15 protein-coding genes and 9 pseudogenes are annotated in these 23,347 nt (G+C 58.5%); 11 read left to right on the top strand and 13 right to left on the bottom strand.

Translation table 11 applies throughout. The features are described from left to right. Nucleotides 1-442 precede the first annotated feature (442 nt). From M729_RS01000000136025 to M729_RS0128665, 3 genes are read right to left on the bottom strand one after another with little or no spacing between them, the layout of a single operon-like run. Nucleotides 443-3,235 carry a lyase family protein gene (locus tag M729_RS01000000136025; protein WP_245267649.1) on the bottom strand — a complete coding sequence of 931 codons (2,793 nt, stop codon included), beginning with the start codon at nt 3,233-3,235 and terminating at the stop codon, nt 443-445. After that, a complete protein-coding gene (locus M729_RS0128670; RefSeq protein ID WP_027163589.1) occupies nt 3,169-4,224 on the bottom strand; it encodes a pyridoxal-phosphate dependent enzyme in 1,056 nt (351 codons plus the stop codon). The genes M729_RS01000000136025 and M729_RS0128670 overlap by 67 nt, the downstream gene beginning before the upstream one ends. Before the next feature lie 9 nt (nt 4,225-4,233). Beyond that, on the bottom strand, nt 4,234-5,181 hold the full coding sequence (locus M729_RS0128665) for a hypothetical protein (RefSeq protein WP_245267648.1): 948 nt from the start codon (nt 5,179-5,181) through the stop codon (nt 4,234-4,236). Nucleotides 5,182-5,693: 512 nt separating this feature from the next. Between M729_RS0128665 and M729_RS1000000139490 the strand changes: the two genes are divergently transcribed. Beyond that, nucleotides 5,694-6,059 carry a hypothetical protein gene (locus M729_RS1000000139490; protein WP_027163587.1) on the top strand — a complete coding sequence of 122 codons (366 nt, stop codon included), beginning with the start codon at nt 5,694-5,696 and terminating at the stop codon, nt 6,057-6,059. Here M729_RS1000000139490 and M729_RS1000000139485 read toward each other — a convergent pair. After that, a pseudogene (locus M729_RS1000000139485) lies at nt 6,010-6,908 on the bottom strand (IS630 family transposase); the annotation flags it as partial. The gene M729_RS1000000139490 and the pseudogene M729_RS1000000139485 sit on opposite strands and share 50 nt — an antisense overlap. A 36-nt stretch (nt 6,909-6,944) precedes the next feature. Between M729_RS1000000139485 and M729_RS1000000139480 the strand changes: the two are divergent. After that, nucleotides 6,945-7,210: pseudogene (locus M729_RS1000000139480) on the top strand (hypothetical protein); the annotation flags it as partial. A 70-nt stretch (nt 7,211-7,280) separates the two neighbouring features. After that, a pseudogene (locus tag M729_RS01000000136015) lies at nt 7,281-8,088 on the top strand (IS3 family transposase); the annotation flags it as partial. 215 nt (nt 8,089-8,303) lie between these two features. Here M729_RS01000000136015 and M729_RS01000000136010 read toward each other — a convergent pair. Further along, nucleotides 8,304-9,604, bottom strand: a pseudogene (locus M729_RS01000000136010) (IS110 family transposase). A gap of 118 nt (nt 9,605-9,722) precedes the next feature. On the opposite strand from M729_RS01000000136010, the pseudogene M729_RS0128625 reads away from it, so the two are divergent. The 3 genes and pseudogenes from M729_RS0128625 to M729_RS0128615 form a co-directional block, all read left to right on the top strand. Then, nucleotides 9,723-10,013, top strand: a pseudogene (locus M729_RS0128625) (transposase); the annotation flags it as partial. A gap of 84 nt (nt 10,014-10,097) precedes the next feature. Beyond that, entirely contained in the window at nt 10,098-10,289 is a 192-nt protein-coding gene (locus tag M729_RS0128620; RefSeq protein ID WP_156949349.1) for a hypothetical protein, read from the top strand. A gap of 301 nt (nt 10,290-10,590) precedes the next feature. After that, on the top strand, nt 10,591-12,354 hold the full coding sequence (locus M729_RS0128615; RefSeq protein WP_027163581.1) for a CocE/NonD family hydrolase: 1,764 nt from the start codon (nt 10,591-10,593) through the stop codon (nt 12,352-12,354). 218 nt (nt 12,355-12,572) lie between these two features. On the opposite strand, the gene M729_RS1000000139475 is transcribed toward M729_RS0128615, so the two are convergent. The 4 genes and pseudogenes from M729_RS1000000139475 to M729_RS0128580 form a co-directional block, all read right to left on the bottom strand. Further along, complete coding sequence (locus tag M729_RS1000000139475) at nt 12,573-12,938, bottom strand: hypothetical protein (RefSeq protein WP_027163580.1); 366 nt, start codon at nt 12,936-12,938, stop codon at nt 12,573-12,575. Between the two features lie 702 nt (nt 12,939-13,640). Beyond that, nucleotides 13,641-14,623 (bottom strand): annotated as a pseudogene (locus M729_RS1000000138615) (glycine C-acetyltransferase); the annotation flags it as partial. 344 nt (nt 14,624-14,967) lie between these two features. Beyond that, nucleotides 14,968-15,927, bottom strand: a complete 960-nt coding sequence (locus M729_RS0128585) for an aminotransferase class IV (RefSeq protein ID WP_027163575.1) — start codon at nt 15,925-15,927, stop codon at nt 14,968-14,970. Nucleotides 15,928-16,093: 166 nt separating this feature from the next. After that, nucleotides 16,094-16,546 carry an Lrp/AsnC family transcriptional regulator gene (locus M729_RS0128580; RefSeq protein WP_050596370.1) on the bottom strand — a complete coding sequence of 151 codons (453 nt, stop codon included), beginning with the start codon at nt 16,544-16,546 and terminating at the stop codon, nt 16,094-16,096. A gap of 754 nt (nt 16,547-17,300) precedes the next feature. Here M729_RS0128580 and M729_RS0128575 point away from each other — a divergent pair. From M729_RS0128575 to M729_RS0128560, 4 genes and pseudogenes are all read left to right on the top strand, one after another. Then, nucleotides 17,301-17,734: pseudogene (locus tag M729_RS0128575) on the top strand (malonyl-CoA synthase); the annotation flags it as partial. A 216-nt stretch (nt 17,735-17,950) separates the two neighbouring features. Beyond that, a complete protein-coding gene (locus M729_RS1000000139015; RefSeq protein WP_198032146.1) occupies nt 17,951-18,562 on the top strand; it encodes a gamma-glutamyltransferase in 612 nt (203 codons plus the stop codon). Between the two features lie 109 nt (nt 18,563-18,671). Further along, nucleotides 18,672-18,998, top strand: a complete 327-nt coding sequence (locus M729_RS1000000139010; protein WP_280940199.1) for a gamma-glutamyltransferase — start codon at nt 18,672-18,674, stop codon at nt 18,996-18,998. Between the two features lie 1,129 nt (nt 18,999-20,127). Then, nucleotides 20,128-20,895, top strand: a complete 768-nt coding sequence (locus M729_RS0128560; RefSeq protein ID WP_245267657.1) for a transposase — start codon at nt 20,128-20,130, stop codon at nt 20,893-20,895. 528 nt (nt 20,896-21,423) lie between these two features. Here M729_RS0128560 and M729_RS1000000139470 read toward each other — a convergent pair. Beyond that, a pseudogene (locus tag M729_RS1000000139470) lies at nt 21,424-21,573 on the bottom strand (recombinase family protein); the annotation flags it as partial. Here M729_RS1000000139470 and M729_RS1000000139005 point away from each other — a divergent pair. Then, nucleotides 21,523-21,798, top strand: coding sequence for a hypothetical protein (locus M729_RS1000000139005; protein WP_027163569.1), 276 nt, complete (start codon nt 21,523-21,525; stop codon nt 21,796-21,798). The pseudogene M729_RS1000000139470 and the gene M729_RS1000000139005 overlap by 51 nt on opposite strands. Here the strand turns inward: M729_RS1000000139005 and M729_RS1000000139000 are convergent. From M729_RS1000000139000 to M729_RS0128540, 3 genes and pseudogenes are all read right to left on the bottom strand, one after another. Further along, entirely contained in the window at nt 21,779-21,940 is a 162-nt protein-coding gene (locus tag M729_RS1000000139000) for a hypothetical protein (protein ID WP_198032145.1), read from the bottom strand. The genes M729_RS1000000139005 and M729_RS1000000139000 overlap by 20 nt on opposite strands. A 202-nt stretch (nt 21,941-22,142) precedes the next feature. After that, nucleotides 22,143-22,477 (bottom strand): annotated as a pseudogene (locus M729_RS1000000139465) (hypothetical protein); the annotation flags it as partial. A 427-nt stretch (nt 22,478-22,904) separates the two neighbouring features. Then, nucleotides 22,905-23,347 (bottom strand): beta-eliminating lyase-related protein (locus M729_RS0128540; RefSeq protein ID WP_027163567.1); only part of this gene is annotated, 443 nt, incomplete at its 5' end.

Here is a 23,347-nt window from a genome sequence, read left to right as displayed (position 1 = left end):
AGAACCTCTATCAGCTGGGGCCGTGAGGGCGTCATTTCGATGACCCTGTAGATAGTGTTTGGGTCTTCCGCCTGGATCAGAAGGTAGAGGACAAGGCCGCCCCCGTGCGTACCCTTTGTTTGGACGATACCTTTCCGTCACCAATTGGGAGCAACACGATGCCGCCCTAACACACCCCTTCGCCATGTGAGCCCAGGATTAAGCACTATAACCTCGCCCACGCCACCGAAAATTCGAGGATTGGCGCATAACTACAACGAGGCGTCCCCTTGTTCCGATCGGGCACAATATTCCTGCTCGATCCCGATGGCTCTGCCAGACCGCATCCAAGGTTGGCTATTTAAGCTCCAATCGCGGCGCTGACCTGTTCGCCTTCGCGGCGTTTCACCAAAGATCGCGGGCATGCGCCGCGGAACGGCAATCGCTGCTGCGTCATAGTAAATCATACCGCCGTCTGTTCATCCCTGCGTTCAAGTGGGGCTTGATGACTATCAACAAGTTCCTTGACCCTCTGTTTGCGCTGTATATCGGCCCGCGCCCAGCGTTCCCGTATGTCCTCGCATTTCAGCTGCATATCCCGAAAGAGCGTTTTTGCAATGGAAATCTGGGCGTCCGATGAGCTTTTTCCGGGTCCTCCTCCGTACTGAAGAGCATCCCTGCACTCTTCAAGACTCGCCGGCAGCACGCCAGCAAGTTGCCTGGCCAGTTCAATCCGGCGCTCCGCCGCGCAGCTTTCATGAGACACGCGTCTTGCGATCTCGCCAATTAGTGTGTGCGCCTTCCTGAAAGGAACGCCTCGCGACGCCATCCGTTCGGCGGCGACGGCCGTCATGGATAATCCATCATCCAGATTTACACGCATGGATTGCACATTGAACGACATGAATTTCACAATGAGCGATGTGAGGGTGATGGCCCCCCTCAGGGTATCTTCCGCACGGCCGAGTGGAGAGCAGCTGTAGTTACTTGCTTCGATCGAATTGCTGAAAGGGGATTTGCAGGCAGCTGTTGCCGCAGAAACGTATGCACCGATCACGGTGCTTGACGACCCTTTGATATGTTCGAGCAAAAACGGGTTCTTCTTTTGGGGCAGCATGGAAGAGCCGCCGGCAAGATCGTGAGGAACGTCGATGAGAGCAAACTCGCGCGTCGTCCATACCTGCAGGTCCTGGGCCACGCGACTGAGCAAGATTGAGACGCTAGCAAAGATTGAAAGCCCGTTCAGGTGATGGTCTCGGCTCGCCACCGCATCCAGTGAGTTGTACGACGGCTGCTCAAATCCTAAAAGACTTGCGGTTTTGAAAGAATCTATCGGCGTACTGGTGCCTCCGCCGGCACCAGCTCCCATCGGGCAGTTCCTGATGTCTTCCAGCAGGGAATGGAGGCGCTGGCGCTCGCGTCCCAAAGCAAAGAAAACGCTGAGCAGGTAGTGCCCTGGCGATCCGGGGAGGGCGATCTGATACTGACTGTACAGCGGAGCCACAAGGCTCGTTGTTTCCTCCGCTCGCTGAAGTAGAGCATCTTGTGCAGTTCCTATCTGTTGCGATATGGACCATGCAGCCTCCCGAAGGACCAGGAGAGAAATAGTCGCGTTCAAGTCGTTGCGGGATCTCGCAAGGTGCAGCCAGCCGGCCTTCTCCGCGCCCGCTCTTGCCTCAAGTTCGGCCTCATAGGCCAGATAGAGGCCACGCGGGGCATCGCGGCCCTCCAAAGACTGAAAGCCCTGGTCCTGGAGAGCCAGAATTTGCTTGAGGAGATCGGCAGCGGCTGCCGGGCTGATCAAGCCTTGGTCCGCAAGCATCACCAGATGTGCTTCGTCTACGGTTGCCTGGTGCTGCAGGAGCCGACCGTCGCGCGAGATATCTATAGGTGGGGCGAGCAACTTCATCGCTTCGGGGTGCAGGGTCCACCTGCCCTCGCTCAACGCAGGATCTTGCTTGACCGATTCGCCAGCAGCCGTCTCGATATCGATCACAATGGAATCGATCATCCGATCAGCTGCGGCGGCGGCGGCATCGAGTTCATCAGCGACGCCTACAGCGTAGGCTACTCTGTCTCTGAAGTCGCCCTTTATCTGAACTTTGCCACCCTCAGATTTCAGTAGCCCCGCCTCGGGCACTGTTGGGTCTGGACTTCGAGAAAAGCCTAGGCGTCTGAGCTTTCCGGACGTGGGAGCAAGTCGGAAACGGATAGCTCCCGCCCTTCTGCCCGGGCCTGGGGGCGTGAACCCTTCTCCCGCGTAAAGCCTAATAACCATGTCAAGGATCGAGGTACCCAGCGCGTGCGAGAGCATGACTGGAATCATTCCTCCAGCCAACCTGGGATTTACCTCAATGATGACGGGGCCCGAGTCCGCTATCACGAACTCTACATGAGCCGGCCCGAACTTCAGGCCCAGAGCCGACACCGCGCCCGAGGCAAAAGAAGCCAGTTCCTTGGAGAACGGGTCTGGAAGCGGGGCCGGGAAATCATGCCCAACTTCGACGAAGCAGGGAGGCGGACCTTTGTGTTTGGCAAGAATTCCAAGGCAATATAGCGTCCCATCGTGAGCAATTATCTCTGCAGAGTATTCCTTACCCTCGACATATTGCTGGATGAGGATGTCGTGGCTACGCAAATCCACTTGATCTTGCAATACACTCTTCGCGCTTTCAAAGGCCTTGATGACGGCCGAGGCGCTCTCACATAGCCGCACGCCACTACTACCGCTTCCCAATGCTGGCTTGACAACGACCGGCAGAGTAACATGCGCAAGAATATCCTCGACGTCTCTGACGGATGTGGCCAATCGAGTTTCCGGAATAGTGACTGATTGTCGCTGCAACTCGGTCGCTTGCTTCCATTTGTTCCGGCATGTGGCTATAGCCTCCGGATTCGCTGATGGTAGCCCCATCGCCATCGCGGTACTTGACGCTGCTTCCACAAAATACTCCGACGACGAGAATATTCCTGCCAGGTTTCCAAGGTTGGCAGCGACGCCGATGAGTTCGCTCGGACTGTGTGTATCAGCTTCGATCACTCGAGCGTCGGAGTGCTTAAGAAGCGGATAACGCGCAGGATTGCGGGTAACGAGGTGAGTTTCAAAGCCAAGAAGTCGGGCTCGCTTGATCAATAGTTCGCCAGTGCCAGTCGTGTTGCTTTCCACGAAAAGGAAGCTCCCTCGGGTCATCAAACTTCCTCCAACAAGCTCAAGACGGCTTCCCGGCTTTTTCGCTTCCAAAGATATCGGTTCCATGGAGGGAGAGCTGTCGAAGGATGGTCTTCGCTAGACGGAGTGTCCAAAAGTGCACCCTCGTGTAGGCATCCGTTCTGCCTGAGCCACTCCTGGTTGTAGGCAGTTTCTGCGTAGCGGTGCCCTTCATCGGGACATATGACGACGACAGTTTCTCTTGGATACTGCCGAGCGCGCCAACGCCCAACGATAAAACTCGCGCCAGAGGTCGGTCCGGCGAAAACGGCGTGCCGTTCGTGGAGGACTCCCGTTGCAACGAATGCGAGCGGAGCCGAGATGAGATGCACCTCGTCATACAATTCATGCTTCACGTTCTCGGGAACAAGACTGTTCCCCAGCCCCCGCAGCTTCCGCTCGCCATCCTGTTGGCCAAAAATGACGCTGTTGAAGGTATCTACTCCAATCAGGCGCGCGCCAGGGGCCTTTTGGCGGAGGCGCTCTATCGTTCCGCAGGTAGAGCCGCCTGACCCCACAGAACCGACCAACGTTACGTCGGCATCCAACATCCCCGATATTTGGTCGGCGAACAGCCTATAGGCCGCGGGGTTGTCCGGTGTTTCGTATTGCCGGGGCCAGAAACAGGAATGGCCCAACTGTCTCATCCTGGCGTGTAATGCATCTAGGCGGCTTCGTTGATAACCGCCCTCCCTCGCCTTTTCGGATATGATGCAGACGTCGGCCCTCAAGGACTTCAACCTGCTTTCCAGGCCGTTGTCCATCACGGGGTCTGTGAAGATCTCAAGTTCAAATCCACCTTCCCGACAAACTACAGCCAAACCCAGCGCAAAAGTTCCGCTCGAGGTCTCGAGTACTTTCATACCATGCGTCAAAGCCCCTCGTGTCTGCGCCTGTTCAATGATATACTTGGCCGGCAGAAGTTTCATGAACGCAAATTGCGCAAGATATAGGTTTGTCTCACACCTAATGATTTTCGGGAGAGCATAGGCATCAGAGTAGCCGGAGAACGGGAGGCGTTTTTGAGCAGCGTCCATATTGCTATCTCACCGGCAGCTAGTCATGGTGAGATAAATTTTTGGCGAGTAGTCGAGCGGTGATACTTGGGCAAGCACGGACCGGAGCTTTCGTGGAAAATCAGCCGCCACTCGATCAAGCAGGATTCCAACCATTGTGCCGCTGTGCGCGACTATGACTCCGAGAGCGCCAGTGACCTCGGATACTTTCAGCATCGAGTTCAGATGCTCTTTTGGAACCCGCTCCTGATGCAGGAGAGCGCTTGCTGTAGCTATTCTGCCTATAGTGACCGCGTCACCCTGCGGAATTGCCATCCGTGCACGGTCGAGTAATTCGTGGTATTCTGCTCTGTCTTTGGCGGAAATTTCACCTCGGCGTTGATCATAGTCAATGGTTTCGATGATTCCCCCTTCATCGATACCAACGATTGCGAGCGGCGGCATTTGCCCAAGGAAAGAGAGAGGGCTGCATGTTCGCTGTTGATATGCGACCACTCCCGGGTACATCACCCCGTCGGATGGTTCGATCTCCGCCATTAACTTCTCGATCAGTGATGTCCTGATCCTACGTTTGAAGCAGCAGGCGATTGACCGCGCAGCCGCAACAAGATCCGCAGACGAACTCGCCAGCCCTTTGCCTTCAGGGAGCTCCGATTGCAAAAGGAGGATTCCTCCTGAGGCGCCAAGCGCACTCACGAGATTCTCAGCCAGCCGTTTTGCTTTTACTTTGTGTGATGGATAAACTGTTACGGATCTTGTTCCTGCAATCGGCACGAAGTGAGCTCGCGCAAAAAGCGCGATAGGCATAGTGACCAAGAAGTGAAGGTCCCGAGGAACGGAGCCGACCGGCAATTGACCTTGCAGCAATTCGCCGAAGGTGCCGCAACAAAGTGCGTGGGTAGAATGAACCCTTGGCTGCTGATCGTCGTCGGCGATAACCTGGGTCGCATCGGCGCGATCGAACGTCTGGTGATACACGTATGGCTTCCAAACGTCATCCGCGGCCGCCTCCAGAAGTTCCCTAGACGAGATACTCGTACCATTTCCGATAGGATGTAGACAATTTTGGACTGCCATATCATTTCCTCGTCAGGTACTCGAATTGGGACGTGCCGCTGCGAGAGGAGCCCGATCAGCGGAATGGCTCGCGTTTCAATTGGGGTCTTTCAAGTGCTAAGGCTAGGTGTCAGCTCCAGACTTCGGGCTGAACCTACCATTGTCAGCGACCTTAATTCGCAAAGCTTCTGTGAAATTACTTGGAGGATCTTTTGCACTGCTAAATACCCGCGGTGGTGGCTGGAGCGTCTCAGAGGCCGTTTCGAAAATCGGAAGATTGGTATTTCGGCGGCGCTCGGTGTGCTTCTAGGCTTTGGATGCGCGTAAGGTGATCAACTCAGCGCGCTACGGCGCCTGCTGCCGATCCATCTCGGCGCCTGGCATACGGGCTCTCTCGAGATCGCTCCTCCATCAGATCGTGTGTCAGGGTCGCTATGGCGCGAGACGCGAGGTGGCATCTTTCGGCGCTGTTGGAACCAACTCTTCTGAAGGAGGCGCCTCATGCCGCAGTCTTTTTGACGCAAGCCGCTCCCTTGTCGCTCTCGAACAGGATCGTCGCCGTCATAAAAATGAGCAAGGCTAGGTGGCTGATTGCAGCGCTTGTTGCGGGATTCAAGCGCCACCCGCTGAAGAAGATTGATGCCGACCCGCCATCATCGTTGAAACTGCTGCAACGCTGGTGCGACGAAGCCGGCCAGGCCGGGCATACGATCAAGCGGACCGCCGTCGCCTATCAGGTATTACCAAAGGTCATGAAGCTCGACCGACGTGAGCCCACTCTCGCATTCCGATGGATGTGATTGTTTCGGTTTGGGCGAGGAGAAGCCTAGCAGGCGGCGGGCCTCCTGGCCGTCGAAGACGCGGTTGGGGAGCCAATTGGCGCGCGGATTTTGCCAGACGTTCCGACCGGGTTGAGTACCGGGGCTCGCGATGGCAGCAGCACCGGCGTGATGTCTTTCGGCACCTTCAGCTTGGCGGTCGTGTGCCAGCAGGTCCGGTCGAGTAGCAGCACGGCGTGCGCGCCGCGCGCCACACGGCGGGCTGATCTCGTCGAGGTGAAGTTGCATGGCCGCAGTGTCGGCAAACGGCAGGGTCATGGCTGCTCTCTTGTCGCGCGCCGGGCAGATGGCGGGGCTGCCTGGGCCGCGTGCCACGGCGCCTCCATTGCTGCAGACACCGTTCTTCTGGCCAATTCTGGCTTCATCTTGAAACCACACCTCGACGGGCTTGCCCTTCGGCAGGTCGGCGAGGTGGGCGCTTAGCGTGCGCGGAAAGAACTTTTCCACTATCCAGGCATCCTGCGCCGGATGGCGGGCCGCGCACTCATGTGCGAGAAGCCGAGTTCCTTCATCAGCTTGCCCACGTAACGCTCGTGATAGGCGACGCCGAAGCGATCCTCAATGACGCGCCGCAGATCGATGCGCCGCCAGCGCACCACGCAGTCAGCCGCCACGTCTGGTCCTGTCTCGACGATTTCCGGCAGTTCGGCCTTCCGTTCCGGCGATAAGCGCTGCGAGGGTCCGCCATACCAGGTCCGTCACCACCATCCTCGTTGAAGCGATGCACCCAGTCCCGCAGCGTCTGGCGGTCCATGCCGCCATCCGTGCAGCATCTTCCCGGCTCATCCCGTCCATGGTCCCAGCCAGTGAACACCAGCTGTCGCTTGCCGCGCACAAGGCGCGGAGGTTCGCGATGCAATCGAGACGATCGGCGCCTACCACCCTGCAGCCCCGACGTCAATCCGATCGAAAACGCCTTCTCAACACTCAAGGCTCTTATGCGCGCCAAAGCTGAGAGGACAATCACAGCCTTCTGGACCGCCGTCGGATCTGTCGACCAAGATGGCCCGGGCAGGAAGTGCGCCGCGCGGGTGAGCGCTGCCAGGCCGGCGTGCTGCACGGCCATTGGAAGACCACGACCTTCACCGGCGCGTTACGGCCGACGGGCATGACCGCTTGACCTGAGACCCTGAAGCTCCTCCAGTTTTTGGTAGAGTCCGTCCCGATCAAGGAGACGGACGAATGAAGCGTTCACGGTTCACGGAAGAACAAGTCATCGCGATTTTGAAGGAGCAGGAGGCGGGAATGAAGACCGCCGATGTCTGCCGCAAGCACGGGATCTCGGAAGCGACCTTCTACAAATACAAGGCGAAGTTTGGCGGCATGGACGTTTCGGATGCGCGCAAGCTGAAGGCTTTGGAGGAGGAGAACGCCAAGCTGAAGAAGCTGCTGGCCGAGCAGATGCTGGACAATGCGATCCTGAAGGATGTCGCTGCAAAAAAATGGTGACGCCCGATGCCAAGCGATGCGCTGTGGCCCATGCCTGCGATCGGCATGGGGTGAGCCAGCGTCGGGCGTGCAAAGCCATCGGCTGTTGCCGCATGACGGTTCGCTACGAGACCAGCAGGCCGGACGACCGCGAGCTTCGCGAGCGGATGAAGGCGATTGCGCAGGAGCGTCGCCGGTTCGGCTACCGGCGTCTTCTCGTAATGCTGAGGCGGGAGGGCCTGTTCGTGAACCACAAGAAGCTGTCCGGCTCTATCAGGAGGAGAAGCTCGCCGTTCGCCGCCGTGCCGGCCGCAAGCGGGCGATCGGGACCAGGGCGCCGATGCTGGTGCCGCTGAGGCCCGACGAGCGCTGGTCGCTCGACTTCGTATCGGACCAGCTGACCGACGGGCGCCGCTTCCGCATCCTGGCCGTCGTCGACGACTGCACGAGAGAGTGCCTGGCACTCATCGTTGATACGTCTCTCTCGGGCATGCGGGTTGCCCGCGAATTGGACCGGCTCATCACCGAGCGCGGCCGGCCGAGGATGATCGTCAGCGACAACGTCCTAAGAGCGGAAGGAAATGGAGCGTGCAGTCAAGGTCTCTCTGTTCGTCAGCATGCTCTTGCTGCGTGACGTTGGTCAAGTCATCGAACCAGGCGGCTTCCACCGGCAAGGGAAAAGGTCTCGTCCATAGCAAACACAGGGTACGCACGCAGGCGGCCCTCACCGTCCTCAACATCTGATCCAGGCGGAAGACCCGAACATTATCTACAGGGTCATCGAAGCGATGCCCTCACGGCCCTAGCTGACAGAGTTCTTCCACCTGGCACCCGCCCTTCAACGAAGGGCCGGTAGTCGGAACCTCCTTTGACGACGGCGTGCACGACACGCGCCATCTTGGCGGTAATAGCGGTCATTGCCTTGCGGCGTAGATCGGGATTGTCGCGATCCCTCGCGATGTAGCGTTCGAACTTATGACGGAAGCCGTTCTCCCGCTGGCGGATGGCGACTTGTCCGGCGATCCACAGGGTGCGGCGCAGCCGAGCATTGCCGAATTTGGAAAGGCGGGTCTGGCCTCGATATTGGCCTGATTGCTGTGTCGAGAGGTCCAGTCCGCAGAACTTTAGGAATTGGCGATGATGACGAAACGGCGAAGATCGCCGGCTTCGCTCAATGCGTTGATCGGTCCGATGCCCGGGATTTGTCGCAGGAGTTGATAATCCTGGCTGTGCCGCAACAGCTCGTCGGCCTGCGCTTCAATCTCATTACGCTGCCGGATCAGATTGCGTGCTTCGTCAATGACCATCCGGAACATGCGAATGGCAGGCGCATCAAGCGGCAGCGGCAGTCCGATCGATGAGCGCGCCGTCTCGTAAATATCCTTTAGAAGCTGTGACTTGCTGACCTTTCGGCCGACGACATCCCAAGCTGCTGTTACAAACTCCTCCTTCGTCAGCACCGTGATGCTTGCCGGCGTCGGAAAGGCATCGAGGAATGCGAAGAACCAATCGCTGCGGCTGTTTCCTCGGAAGCGATCGATCTCGGGAAAATACAGCGGCAGGTAGTGCGTCAGGATCCGGTGCTGAATCTCGGTCTTTGCCCTGGCGATCGCCTCATGTGTCTTCGACAGTTCCTGTACATCGTTGATGCCGGCGCGCAGCGGATCGTGGTAGCGCTGCGTCGCCTGTATTCGGAGCATGTGCAGGATCACCTGCGCGTCCTTGGGGTCGTTCTTGTCCCAGCTATTGTGCAACGCTTCTCGCGTCCGCGCGAGCGCCAGAGACGACACCAGTCGAACCTCGAAACCAGCCTCAGCCAGGCGCCATGCAATCGGCCGGTGATATCCCGTCGCCTCGAAGCCACAGACCACGGGGCGACCGTACGTCTGCAGGACTTCGACCAGATGGTCGTGCTCAGCACGGTTGTTGAGGACCTGCAGACGGCGTCGGCGTTTGTGGCTTGGGTCTTCGATCAGAACTTCATTGCGAACCTTGGCGATATCGATCGCTACCAGCACCGCGCCGGCGGGTGTAGAATCTGAAGTATGGTCGGTCTCTCCGGAATGGGTTGTGAACATTCACATTCTAGAGAAACTCTGACTGGCCATGGCCGCCTCCAGCGGTGCGCGCCTGCAGCGAAAAGCTGCGCGCACCGCTGTCTCGGCCGCCGCCGCTCCTTCATTCCGCAGGTGCTATGGCAGCGAGTTCACCTCGAACGCCATCCTCTCCCGGGCGGATCAGAACCGCGTCGAATGGCATTACATCGCGCCCGGAAAGCCGATGCAGAATGGCTTCATCGAGAGCTTCAACGGCCGACTGCGCGATGAACTGCTCAACGAGACGCTGTTCTCCACCCTCACGCAAGCGCGGGCAGCAATCGATCTATGGAAGGAGGACTACAACCGGAACAGACCACACTCAGCCCTAGGCAACATCACGCCCATCGAATTCGCCATAAAAATGGCGCTGGAAAAGCAGGCCGCCTGAGGCCAGAAATGAAACTCCGGACTCTCCATTGAATTGGAGGGAACAAGGGTCTCAGGTCACGCTCCTTTCGTCTACGACGGCATCATGAACGGCAATGTGTTTCTCGCCTATGTCGAGCAGGTTCTCGCCCCGACCTTGTCGCCAGGCGAGCCCGGTCTCATCAATGAAGATGAGGGGCGCCAACCAGAGCAGGCGCTCGTCGACCTCTTCACCCCAGCCGAATGCCAGAACTCTTTCAAGGCGCTGCTATGTCCAGATAAATCAGACGTGCTCTAGCTTTCGCGCGCGGTATGACGAGATCTTCGTTGAAGCCCAGCGAAACGCAGATTATCTCCCCCATCGAACGTAAATTAGGTCAAAACGCATCCGCAAACGGTACATATTGAGCCTCTCGAATGTGGAAGCTTCGGCGCCGCAAACGGTGGAGGCTCTGGAGAGGCGCAGCACGCAGGTACTCCACGTCGAGAGTGTCTCAGGTACTAATTTGCCCAGCTCAGTTGCGAGCTCACGTCACCCATTGCCCGCGGCCTTTTGCGGCTATCATCGATAGAGACGTCCCCACAACATGGAGTCGAGCATGAAAATTGAAGAGGCAGTCCTTTTCCGCGAGGAAGACGTTATCCGCGAGATCGGCTACGTGACCATGAAAGATGGAACTCGCATCGCTTACATCTCGTACCGTCCGGAGGAAACGGAGCCAATTCCCACCATTTTCCTTTATGACCCATATTCGGCGAACTCTACTCCTTTCGAATTCGCGAAGGAATTCCTTGATGCTGGCTACGCTTTCGTGGGTGCCAACCTTCCTGGAACTGGCTGTTCGGAAGGTGTGATCAAGTATTGGCATGAACAGCAAATGGTCAAAGGCGGACCTTATGGAGCCGAATTGATTGAATGGATCGCCAGCCAGCCCTGGAGCGATAGCAATATCGGTATGGTCGGCAACTCATCGGCCGGGATGCCGCAGTTTTGGGTTGCGGCGGAGCGACCTGCACATCTTCGAGCTATCGTCGCGAGCGGGTTCGGGGACGGCTATGAGTTTCAGTTTTACCCTGGCGGAATGCTCCCTCTAGATGAGGGACAATGGCAGATTAGAAATCAGTTTGGCAGAAATGCCGGTGCAGATTGGCGGATGGAGCGGGGCGATATGCAATGCGCCAAGATCCGCGGGGGCGATAAGCAGGTTGTCAACAGTTCTCTTTTTGACGCGGTTCGGAAGCACCCACTGAAGGATGAATGGTGGGATTCTGAAACTTTGGTTGGCAAAGAACTCATTGACAAGGTCACTGTGCCCAGCATGATCATTGGAGCTTGGCAAGAGGCCTACGGTGGCGCCGCTATGGCAAATGTTCGAATGTTTACCCATTTCATGAAACATGTGAAGAACAAGAAGCTTCTCCTAATGAACGGGGATCATCACAGCAGCGGGCCCGGGCCACGCGGCAATAGCATTGTCGACAAGGAGCGAATGAAGTTCCTCGATCGCTGGGTTAAAGGTGTTGAGAATGCACTAGAGAACGAGCCTCCCATAACGATCTATTGGGAGGTTCAGCAGCCCGAGGGAGATCCGAAGAAATCGGTGGCGGGCTGGGTGTCGCATCACAACACGTGGCCAGATCCAAAAGTCGAGCGCCGCACATTCTATCTTACGGCCAACGCGCAAATATCGCCCGAGAAGCCGGCCGTCAGCTCCAATGAGGGATCCCGCGCCTACCTCTACCCAACGGGAGCAGAACTTTACGGAGACAATCAGCAATTCCAGGTTCGTCCTTATCCCCCCGGCGTCCTCAACTACCGGACAGCCCCTGTCTCGTCGGATATGGTGTTGCTTGGAAATCCGGAGGTCGTGCTGTATCTCAGCATTGACAACGGCGACGACGCCGACATCGAACTTACCTTGAAAGACGTCGGACCCGACGGGGTGCTCTTCGTTCAATCAGGCGTGTTACGGTCCTCGCTACGCGCGATCGACAACGACCGCACCTATGTCGACGAGGTGGTGCATTCGTTTCGGAAGTCCGAGAAACTTATCCCGGGTGAAATCTACGAACTCCGGATATCGTTGATTTCGCCTATCGCTCACGTCGTCAGGAAAGGGCATAGCCTCGAACTAACCATCGGTGCAACCAATCCCATTCCGCACAGCGTCCTCGGCAGCATTCCTGCTGGGGCCCCATCTATCAACAGGGTCTATCACTCAAGCAAGTATGCTTCCAGAATAGTTCTTCCCGTCATTCCGGGCGCGGTGGCTCAAGCACCCGCTCCGGCATACGACGCTCTTCGAGGTCAACCCTATCGCAGGGACGACGATTTTGTTCACGGTGGATTGCCGATTCAATAGGCCGCATCGTCGCTCTCCTGACGCTCTGATAGTTCCAGTGTGCTTGAGATAATGGCGCTCGCCGCCGACTGGGCGGGTGCGCGGCAGCCGGTTCTAGTCGCGGCTTCTTCGACCAGTTGCCTCAGTGCCGCATCGAGGCGCTCGCACCGGCATCTCTGAATCCCGGAACTGGAACAGCATCTCCGCCTTGCCCGCGATTATGCTGCGAGCCCCAGGCTCTACGCTGATCCGGCCCGTGGTCCAGACGGAACGCGGGCCGGCCACTCTGGGAAGCGCTCGGCAATCGCCATCGCGAGCGTCGCTGCAGCAATGCCGGCATCCTTTCGAATGGCCATGCGCGTTGTACCGGCATGATTCTGTATGCCATGAAAGGTGATCGAGTACTGCCAAATCCCAACGATGCTCGTAACAACACCGATCCGCTTGCCCGAGGCTTCCAGCGCGTCGCCCTGTTCTATGTGCGCTTCAAGATACCCGACGTAGCGCGTCGGTTCCAGCACAGACCGGGGAACGCCGGCTAGGCCGGCTGCGCGTAGCGCGTCCCTGAGCGGCAGCCCATGATGCACATTGACAGCGCGCTCCATCTCCGCCTCGTCGATGTCACCAATGAATGAAAGGCTACCGAGGAACGATAGATAGTGGCCTTCTTCATCTGCCCACGCGACTAGGGCGTTTGGGAGGCCAGCGCAGTCCGGTGTTTCCGCGAAGTCCGGGCGATCTCAGGCCCGTACATCACGCCCAGGGCTCCGTCGAGCCATCCGGCATGGTTCTCGGACTCTGCATGTGACCCGATCAACAAGAACCGCCGTTCGGACCGAGGGATGCCAAACACATTGCCCACCCCGTCGACATGTGCCTGAAGCCCTACGGCCTCATATTGCTGCGCTAGCCAGCGGCGGCTATCCATATCTTCTTTCGAGTGGGTCGGCCTATGGATGCCCGTCCGGTACGCGCCGAATTGCGCGAAACATCTGAGCTCCGAGAGCAAGCGCCCGGCGTTGATCTTTGGCATAGCCGCACCCCCACAGGGTTCGTCCTGAATAAACTGAATAGGCAGTGTCGGCGGCATTGCGGTCAGCGTATCGCTGGGCGGCGAAGTGCTGCTCAACAAAATCTTATCCTCTGTCCCCCCATCGGCCTCCCACCTAGAAAGCACGAAGTGGAATGCGCGGAAAGACGGGTACCAGCTAGTTAAGACCGCTGGTCGATCATTCGCCAAGTCGCAACGAGCCAAGCTCACCCAATAATGCAGCGCCTGTTCGAATTCCGTTGTAGAAGCAATCAAAAGGGACGATCGGATGGTCCGCACCAGTCAGCGTGAAGCCCGCCTTCGACATTTTCGAGCGGAAGCGGTCGGCGTTGTCATAAAGCTTTTTGCGCAGCGCATCGTCCTGTTCGATCAGATCGAATGCCTTCAGCGACGCCCCTGCGATGGCGGGCATCAGCGTATTGGAGAATAGATACGGGCGCGAGCGCTGGCGAAGCCAATCGATGACCCTCGCCCGGCTTGCCGTGTAGCCGCCCGAGGCGCCGCCGAGCGTCTTTCCCAGCGTGCCGGTGATGATGTCCACTGCCCACAACGCCGCAATGCTCCGCCGTACCGCGGCCATGCCTGCCGATGAAACCGACCGCATGTCTGACGTCGACCATTACCAGCGCGCTGTATTTCTCTGCCAGATCGCAAACGCCGAGAACATTGGCGATGATACCGTCCATGGAAAACACGCCGTCGGTCGCGGTCAGTTTAAAGCGGCTGCCTTCGGCCTTTTCAACTCCTTCTCAAGCGCTTCCATGTCATTGTTGGCGTAACGGAAGCGCCTGGCCTTGGAAAGGCGAATGCAGTCTATGATCGAAGCGTGGTTCAGCGCATCGGAATGATGGCGTCTCGCTCGCTGAGCAGCGTCTCGAACAGACCAGCATTGGCGTCAAAACAAGATGAATACAGGATCGCATCATCCATCTTGAGGAATGAAGAGATGCGTGCCTCGAGTTGCTTGTGATCTTCCTGCGTACCGCAGATGAAGCGGACCGACGCCATACCGTATCCATAGCGGTCGAGCGCAGCCTTAGCCGCGTTCCGCAGATCTTCATTGTCGGCTAGACCGAGATAGTTGTTAGGGCAGAAATTCAGGACCTTGCTGCCGCCCGCGAGCCGGATTTCGGACTGCTGCGTCGAAGTGATGACGCGCTCGCATTTATAGAACCCCGCGGACTTTAACTCAGCAAGTTGCGCAGTTAAATAAGCAATGAACCCGTTGTTCGTTGCCAATCCACGGGAATTCCACGCCAAAAATGCAAGTACATGATCAATGAGGACTGGGGCGCTGATCTAGTGGCTTGCGATTTGCTCAACCCGTGCCATCAGGAAATGTACGGTAGCCAGCTGCGAGCACCTAAATATTCCACACGGATCGTGACACCGAGCAAGCGCAGCTCGGCGGCGCAGAAGCTCCGCAACATCGTGGATCGCGCTTGATGGTCTCCCGATCGCAGAAGCATCCGCCCATCGGACAGTCTTCCACGTCCGGCCCACGCTACTGCTCGTTTAACCGATTTTGCTGGCAGTCAATCTATCTTTTGCCAACGGCCTGCTGACCAGTGCCGGCATTCCGACTACGGATACCTGACAGCAGTCGACCACTTCGGATCATCGTGCTTTTGCCAATAGAGATCCATCAGCCGTCGGGTGACCGGTCCCACCTGCCCAGTAGTGATTGATGCGTGGTCGATACGCGTCACGGGCATAATACCGCCGGCAGTCGAGGTGATGAACACCTCGTCACCTCCTTTGATATCATCACGACTGATGTCAGTAGCCGTAGCCGACAGCCCGATCTCGGCGCAAAGATCGAAGACAGTTCGGCGCGTAATGCCCGGCAACACCCCAAAAGCGGGCGTCCGCAAGGATCCGTCCTTGACAACGAACACATTAAAGCCGGGCCCCTCCGCAATGTGCCCATTCGTATCCACGATCAGCGCTGTTTCCGCTCCCATGTCGTAGGCGTCGAAGAGACCCTTTACGAGATCAAGCCAATGATAGTTCTTGATCGCCGGATCGACGGATCCAGGTGGGATACGGACGCTGTCGCTGATCGCGACGTGCAAGCCTCTTTCGAGCTGTTCCTTGTTGGCGACCGACCCGAAGGGAACAGCAAACGCGATGAAGCGGTTCTCTGCCTGGCGGGGATCGCGGCTAAATGTCGACGACGAACCGCGCGAACAAATCATCTCCACGTACGCCGCTCTGTGCCCCGACAAAGCAACGCAATTCGTCAGAATCGACCCAATTTCCTCACGCTCATAGGGCAGCTTCATTCGCAGCCGTTTCACGCCTCCAAAGAAACGATCAAGATGCAAATCCAACCGGAAGAACCTGCCATTCCAAACATGCACCGTATCGTAGGTGGCGTCGGAATGCAGAAATCCCCAATCGAGCACGGAGATCTTAGCCTCAGCCATCGGCAGGTACTGTCCGTCCATGAAGGCGACGCCCTCCGGATAGCGCCGTTCATCGACGTAATGCTCGTCCAAAACTGGAAGGACATGCAAGATCGGAGCTATCGTGGTCACCATTTTTTTCGTTCCACTGGCCGGTTACTTCGGGTGTGCCGATCTAGGATCGACCGCACCATCTTGATCGCACAGGTCCTGTGGCGAAAAAGCTCAATCTGGCGCTGCATGCGCAATGGCAATTTCAAAACTCGGCCCGGAGTGACGGCTTCAGCGAACCCGCTCCACTCTACACCGGGACCCGCGGCTCGAACTTGACACGATCAAGCGAGATCATGCTCCGGAATTTTCGGACATTAGGATTCGTATAGAGCTTTGCCTTAACGAAGAGGTCAAAGGCCTCGACGTCTTCAACGGCCACAATCAGCACAAAATCGGCGTCGCCCGTGATCATGTAGCACTGGGTGACCTCTTTGGCAGCGCGCATCGCGCGCTTGAAATCGTCGACGAGGTCCAGACGCTCACGGTCCAACTCAACCGTGACAACAACGGTGAGAGATCTGCCGACAGCTTTAGGATCCACCAGCGAAATGTCGCCAACGATCACACCATCAGAACGCAGCTTGTTCACTCGACGCATGCATGACGCTGCCGAGGAACCGACCAATTCCGCCAGATCTGCAAATGAGAGCCGGTTGTTCTTTTGTAGGGCCCCAAGAACCCTTCGATCTAGGTCATCCATGAACAATGCCTTTAATGGCGACTTCAACAATCCACGAAAGTGGCCCTACATTCATTGCAGTTTTCCCCACAAAGTGGAAGAATCAAGGCAACTCTAACCTCCCAACCGAAAGCGTGGGCAACTGCTCACAAGGCGATCGGCGCGCCCGGCCGCCTTCGGATATTCCTTAGCTTCGCCCATCGATTCCGACAAATGCTTCCCTCTCTGCCACGCTTGTCCTCCTCGGATGAGGATCGCCTCGGACCGTCGGCCGCACTGCAACGCGAGTCTCTTACCTCATGGAACGACTCGAAGGTTTTGTCACTTCCCCAATCACCTGCGGATCCAAGACGGAGGTGAACTCACTCGAAGAGCAGTCACTCAGGCCCGTACTAGACGAGGAACGTGGAACGCTCCAAGGGGTCGCGGGGTGATCGCTCCTTGACCGCTGAAAAAGGATCCTCCTGAAAGACGCGAAGCATGTCGGTTCCTTTTGTCGATCGTGCCGACCGTATGCAGTAAATCTTCCGACTGCTCTCGTGCTTCCTTTTTTGAAGGATCCAGAACGTAGACAGGAACCCTTTCCATACTTGGTAGATCACGCATCATTGATAGTCAGAGGGTACGTATGACGGTGGTGTTGCCGGAACATGGCGGACGATGATTGAAACCATCTCCCTTTCAGCAACGTCGAAATTCAGGTGTTCGATATATTAAACTCGCCATAGCTTCTTCTGACATTCGGGAATCTGACCCTCTGGGAGGCAGAAGCATGCGGATGCCTGAAAAGACGGCGGCGGAGTTCACCAAGGACGGCTATTTCATCAGCGGCGACCTCGGCAAGATCGATGAGGCGGGCTATCTCCACATCGTCGGCCGCGACAAGGACCTGGTGATCTCCGGCGGCTACAACATCTACCCGAAGGAAGTCGAGAGTGAAATCGATCAACTCGACGGCGTCGCCGAGAGCGCGGTCATCGGCATTGCACATCCGGATTTCGGCGAGGGGGTGACGGCCATCGTGGTGCTTAAGCCCGGTGCCACATGGACGAAAAGGCCGTGCTCAACGCGCTGCGTGAGCCCCTCGCGCGCTACAAGCAGCCGAAACGGGTGATCTTCACTGAGGACCTTCCGCGTAATAACATGGGAAAGGTGCAGAAGAACCTTCTGCGGGAACGGTTCAGCAACCTTTATATGCCCGCCTCCTAGGAGGCGCTGACTACCCAGCGTTGGTGCTTGGAGCGGGACCGATGAAAGTGAGACCGGGTGCCGATCGGCAGGTGAGATGGTGCCGTGTAGATGGGCCGAATGCACGCGGGATTAAACAATGGGCACACGGCAAGGAAACGTCGATTTCCTGCGTCCAGCCGGGACGTGTTGCGCAAAGTGGCCCCCTGACGCTGCTATAGTAAACGCGAGGGCAGAATGTCGCTTAAACCGATGATCACCGGTTCGCGGTACATGATCTCCACAGGTCAGTACCTGGCTACGCAGGCTGGCCACGCAATCCTTGAGGAAGGCGGCAACGCCATAGATGCGGGCGTCGCCGCCGGCATCGCCCTGGGCGTCAGCGACCAGGTCCAGTTTTCCGGCGTCGCCCCAAGTGCTCATCTATCTTGCCGGGCGGAACAAGGTGGTGTCGATCGCGGGACTCGGCTGGTGGCCGAAGGCTGCCACTCTCGACCTGTTTATTCGCGGATATGGTGGGGAGATACCCCTGGGCTCGCGAGGACGGTCATTCCTGCGGCACCCGGCGCCTGGATCCTGGCGTTGGAAACTATGGGGACCATGAGCTTCAGCCAAATCGAAAAGGCTGCAATCCGCTATGCCCGGGATGGCTTCGCCATGCATTCGTGCATGGCTGCCTTTGTCGACCAGTTCGCAGACTCGTACCAGTTGTTCCCCAGCAGCGCGGATTCGTTCCTGCCAGGCGGCGAGCCGATCAAGACCGGGCAACTCTTCGCCCTGACGCGCTTTCGGCAAGATGCCTCCCGGCAGGCAACATTGCCGGATTCCCACGCCGAAGTGACGACCTGAACAAGGCGGCGACACCTCCCAATGCGGGTGCCCTGATCGGTGACACTTCTTATGTCTGCGTGGTGGACGCGAAAGGAAATGCTTTCTCGGCAACGCCGAGCGACGTCTCGTGGGAAGGACCGATTATCCCGGGTGTTGGCTTCTGCCCCTCGCTGCGCGGTTCCCGTCCTGGGCGGTTGAAGGACATCCTTCCGTGATCGCACCCGGCAAGCGCCCGCGGTTGACGCCAAATCCGTCGCTCGCCGTGCGACCTGGCGAATTCATCATGCCGTTCGGCGCGCCGGGTGGGGACATGCAACCGCAGGGCATGCTACAGGTCTTCCTAAACCACATCGTGTTCGGCATGTCGATCCAAGACGCCATCGACGCGCCTCGCTTTGTGACCCACAGCCATCCGAACAGCTTTGAACCACACGCCCGGCCGCCTTCTGCTTGAGCGGTCTATAAGAGACGAACGTGCGAAGGCGCTGTCCGCGAAGGGGCACGATGTCCAATGGCTTCCCGATATCTCCCTCGGTACGGCAGGCGTGTGCGCGATTGTCGCAGATCGCCAGACGAGTATCCTGTACGGCGGCGCCGGTCTGCGGCGCAGTGCCGGGGCCATGGGCTGGTAGGTATCGCCGTTTGACAAGGCGGTGGCACTAGCCTCAAGCTGTATCGTGCAGCCCGTCGAAATGCACTCGAGCCGGAGCTTGTCGATGTTGATCGGCTTCATGGGCGCCACTTCGATCGCGAGATCGATAATATCCTGAACTGCGCTCGCTACGGACTTGGGCAGCCATTTCGATCTGGACAAGATCGCGTAGGGAGCCTCGTCGAGCGCGAGGGAGTCGGCGTCGCGACCGAAGCGCCTATCAAATTACTCGGCGTGGAAACCGACCGAGGCGATGATCCACCGCACGAGACCGTGGCCGACTCAACCGAGACTGAAACAGCCGCGCTCGATCGCCAGCCGCCGCACCAGGCCCTGTCCTTCAACCCGATTTCGGCGCTGACCGGCAGCGCGCTGGCGGCCATCCTCGGTTGCCCCAGAGCTTTACCCAGATTTCGGAGCGGATGTCCTCGCGGAACGGTGCCTGCAGCCGGCTTTAACAGTTCCCGCGCAAGCGCCGCGACACGCTCGCTCTTTTCGCCGGAAGGCTCGCCCAAGCGAAGCGCGCGTGCCATCGACATGGCGGATAAGGCCAGGCGCGTCGACCTCGACCGCCGGATAGACGACCGAGTCCATGACGCGCTCCGGCCCGATACGCTGCCAGATCGTTCCGCCGCCGCATTGAGCCGCGTGCCTTCTAGCGCGCCGCCTGCCATTGCATGGTGGCGACGGCTGTCCATTCACCCAGCAGCGGCACGATTTGCTGAAGCGCTGGGCCAGGAATTTCAAGCTTTCGCGACGACACTGCGCGAAGATGTGGCCCGTCTCAGTGAGATTGCCAGCTTTTTCGTGAAATGCGGCGGCGAGCGGGATCGCCGACATCTCGGACGTGGCGTTGCTCGGCCGGCTGCGCAATGCAGGGCCGTGGCTGCAGCAATTGATTGGGCACCTTTTGAAGCGCGAGGAAGAAGGCTTGGCCAAAGGTCGGCTGATCCGCATCCTCGATGCGACATCGGTTGCCAAGGCGGGTGTGCATGAGAAGAAGAACAATGGCCTTTGGCGTATGCACTGCGCCTTCGATCTTGAGCGCGAGCAGTTCGATTTCCTCGAGATCACCGACCAGGGCGAGGCCGAGCTGATCGACCGTGTGCCGGTGGTGCCGGGCGAGATCCGCATCGGCGACCGCGCCCTTATGCATGCCGAGCGGATCGCAAAGGTCACGGCGCAAGACGGCGACGTTGGCGGGCGCGCGCCGTGGAAGAATGTGCGATGGCTCGACGTCAACGGCAAGGCGTTCGATCTCATCGGCCACCTGAAGAGCTGCCGGGAGGAGGTCATCGAAACGCCTGTCTGGCTGGGCCTCAAGAAGGGCGAGCCCCTGAAGATGCGCCTGATCGCCTTGCGCAAATCCGAGGCCGCGACACAAGAAGCGCGGCGCAAAATCAACAAGGAAGCCAAGGCCAAGGGCAAGCAGGTTCAACCGGAGACGCTGATTGCCGCCGGCTTTATCATCCTTGTGACCTCGCTTGACCAGGAGGAGTTTCCCTCCGGCACGGTTCTCAAGCTCTATCGCATGCGCTGGCGCATCGAGCTCGCCTTCAAGCGTCTGAAGAGCCTGATCGGACTGCGCGCGCCTCCCGCCAAGGACCCAAGGATCGCAAAGCCTTGGATTCTTGCCCACTTCCCCATCGCGCTTGTGACCGAACCCCTTTCGCAGGAGTTGGGTGTCTCTCCCCATTGAGCGACGGGCGCCCGCTGCTGTGGCGCACCACCCGCCAGATCGTCGCCTCTCTGGTCGCAGCGATCTTTGCTCAACCTCCCTTGGCACCCTGCGCCAAAATCTCCATGCCTTGCGACATCGATGGCGTGAGCCACCTCGAAAGCGCAAATTTCAGTCCATGCCGAAGCTATCTTAGCACATATGCCCTTGGAGGGGTGTATGGGCGTGGTGCTCTGCTGGTGAAATGTTCCTTCTTTTGGGTTCAGGAGAAGGAATGAATTGCCTGCGGAGAGATTGGCGATGCGGCGTGTCCGCGAGATTTGGAGATATCGATTTGAAGAGGGCCTCGTCATGGGCCTATCGGAGCGTCGGGCGCGATGAGCCGTCGGCACGCGGGCGCGCTTGCGCACCGTCAGTCCTTCCTCGCGGTAGAGACAATAGATGCGGTTGATCCCCGATGTCTCGCCCTGGCGGACGGCGGCTGCGCGAGCGAATGGCTGTTGCATCATATCCCGACGCAGCACGAGTCTTACTATAGGCGTAGGCGCCGCCGTAGATTGGGTTCTCGATCATTCGGTGGATGCTCGCATAGCTTGGCCTGCGCCAGACCACATCGTCATTGTTGCGCTTGGCAGGCAAATCCGGCCCATGTTCGAGGAACCAGAGCAGGGCCTGGCGGGCAAGGCCAAGTTCCGCCACCTTGTCAAACACAAGGGTGAATGGCCTACTGCATGCGACGATCGGGATCCTTCTCCAGCAGTCGCCGACCTTCACAAAGCCGACCGGGGCAGCGACGACGAGTTCACCGCACCGGGCCTTCTCATAGCGGGCCGACAGGGAGCGCTGACGCAGAAGATCGAGCTCATACTCGTTGAGACTGCCCCCCAATCCCAGCAGCAGCCGGTCATTGCCCTGGCGCGGTGACCGTCTCCTGGTCGATCAGCAGGGTGTCGACGACGAGGCACATCTCGATGAGCTGCTGCCAGTCGCGGCTGTTGCGAGCGTAGCGCGATTCCTCCCGCGCCGCAACCGCCCCAACCTTGCCGAGACAGACTGCGGCGACCACCCGATCGAAGCCCGCTCGCGCGACACCGCCAGCAGCAGAGCGGCCGAGATCGTCATCGACCGTCTCGATGCAAGACCTGCCGAGTATCCACGCGATCGCGCATTCGCATACTGCAGGGCACCGCTCTCACGATTGTACAGAACCTGTTGGGCCGAGGACTGCCGCACATAAAGGATCGCCTTGCGCTCCAGCTGGTGGGGCCGGAGGTCAGCTCGCCGGCGCGGGAAATGGCGTCTCGGCGGTTCGCTCCCGATCGCCGGGCTTCCTCGGTATCAATGATGGTGCTGGCATGACGCGCTCGTGCCTGAGCGACCGGATCAGGCGATAAAGGCCGAACCCGGACGGCAGCGTCCGGCCTATGATCCGTCGCATGCTGGTGGCCGACGCATCCACGTCACCGAAGAATCGAACCTCCCCTTCCCGGCCTGCCTCCGCGATCGCAATAGCGTTCTTCACCCTCGCAACATCGATTCCGACAAATGCTCCTCTATAATCCGCCCGGCTCGTCCTCCTTGGTGAGTTAGCCCGCCCGAGCAAATCCTCGAACGCGCAGTGTAGGGCGAGCCACCTCATCGGCAGAGGCAGACATACGGTGGACTAAAGAACCTAGCTTACCGAGGAAGATCGGTGCCGTCGGGTCCTTGCGCTGGAGCTAACCCAAAGCCTCGTCTGAATCTGGTGACGCTGAACATCACCAGATGAGACGTTCGGACCGCCGCCCACGCCTGCCATTGGGAGACAGACTGACTGCGCCTCAGCTGAGGGCGAAGTGAAGCCGTTACCACTGGTCTAAAGGAGAAACGAGCCATCAAATATTTTGCCGATTATGACATCTAAGGAAACATCGTCACGCGTCGTCTACGAAGCAGGGAAGATCTACACAAAAGCCGGGGGCCGGCGCGATAGACAGCGTTGCGCACGGGTGAGTATTTTCCGCGGCGCATCTTGTGTGGCGGTTGCGAGCTTAGGCCTTTGGCAGTGGTGACGGGCTGCGCAGACCTTGATGAAGCCCTTGTACCCAGTCATCATGGCCCTCCTCCTCCAGAACTGATCGGATGGCGTTTGCGGTCGCATCGACGTCTTCATCGCTGACCAGATAGTGAAGGACGGCGCGAACGACGCCTTCCCGGAGCGTGCCCATCCGCACACCGCGCTGCGATAGTGCTGACAGGAGTTCCGGGGTTGATAGACCGTCGCGTTCAAGCCGAAAGAACACCATGTTCGTGTCAATGACGGGGGGCTCGAGGCGAATGCCGGGAATGTCGCGGATCTTCATCCCCAGCAGCTGGGCACGGCGATGGTCTTCGATCAGACGGTCCACCATGGTTTGAAGCGCCACGATACCCGCACTCGCCATGAAGCCGGCTTGTCGGAGGCCACCTCCTAAGAGCTTCCGATAGCGTTTTA

Source organism: Mesorhizobium sp. WSM1293 (assembly GCF_000513875.1).
Lineage (GTDB): Bacteria > Pseudomonadota > Alphaproteobacteria > Rhizobiales > Rhizobiaceae > Mesorhizobium > Mesorhizobium ciceri.
This window is presented reverse-complemented; position numbering and strand designations above follow the sequence as displayed.

Excerpts from the sequence above, each read along its gene's own strand:
- M729_RS1000000139005 (WP_027163569.1), top strand. The coding sequence starts at position 21,523 with ATGTTCGAGGAACCAGAGCAGGGCCTGGCGGGCAAGGCCAAGTTCCGC.
- M729_RS0128670 (WP_027163589.1), bottom strand. The coding sequence starts at position 4,224 with ATGGACGCTGCTCAAAAACGCCTCCCGTTCTCCGGCTACTCTGATGCC.
- M729_RS0128620 (WP_156949349.1), top strand. The coding sequence starts at position 10,098 with ATGAACGGCAATGTGTTTCTCGCCTATGTCGAGCAGGTTCTCGCCCCG.
- M729_RS1000000139015 (WP_198032146.1), top strand. The coding sequence starts at position 17,951 with ATGTCGCTTAAACCGATGATCACCGGTTCGCGGTACATGATCTCCACA.
- M729_RS01000000136025 (WP_245267649.1), bottom strand. The coding sequence starts at position 3,235 with ATGGAACCGATATCTTTGGAAGCGAAAAAGCCGGGAAGCCGTCTTGAG.
- M729_RS1000000139475 (WP_027163580.1), bottom strand. The coding sequence starts at position 12,938 with ATGGAGCGCGCTGTCAATGTGCATCATGGGCTGCCGCTCAGGGACGCG.
- M729_RS0128585 (WP_027163575.1), bottom strand. The coding sequence starts at position 15,927 with ATGGTGACCACGATAGCTCCGATCTTGCATGTCCTTCCAGTTTTGGAC.
- M729_RS0128615 (WP_027163581.1), top strand. The coding sequence starts at position 10,591 with ATGAAAATTGAAGAGGCAGTCCTTTTCCGCGAGGAAGACGTTATCCGC.
- M729_RS0128580 (WP_050596370.1), bottom strand. The coding sequence starts at position 16,546 with ATGGATGACCTAGATCGAAGGGTTCTTGGGGCCCTACAAAAGAACAAC.
- M729_RS1000000139490 (WP_027163587.1), top strand. The coding sequence starts at position 5,694 with ATGGCGCGAGACGCGAGGTGGCATCTTTCGGCGCTGTTGGAACCAACT.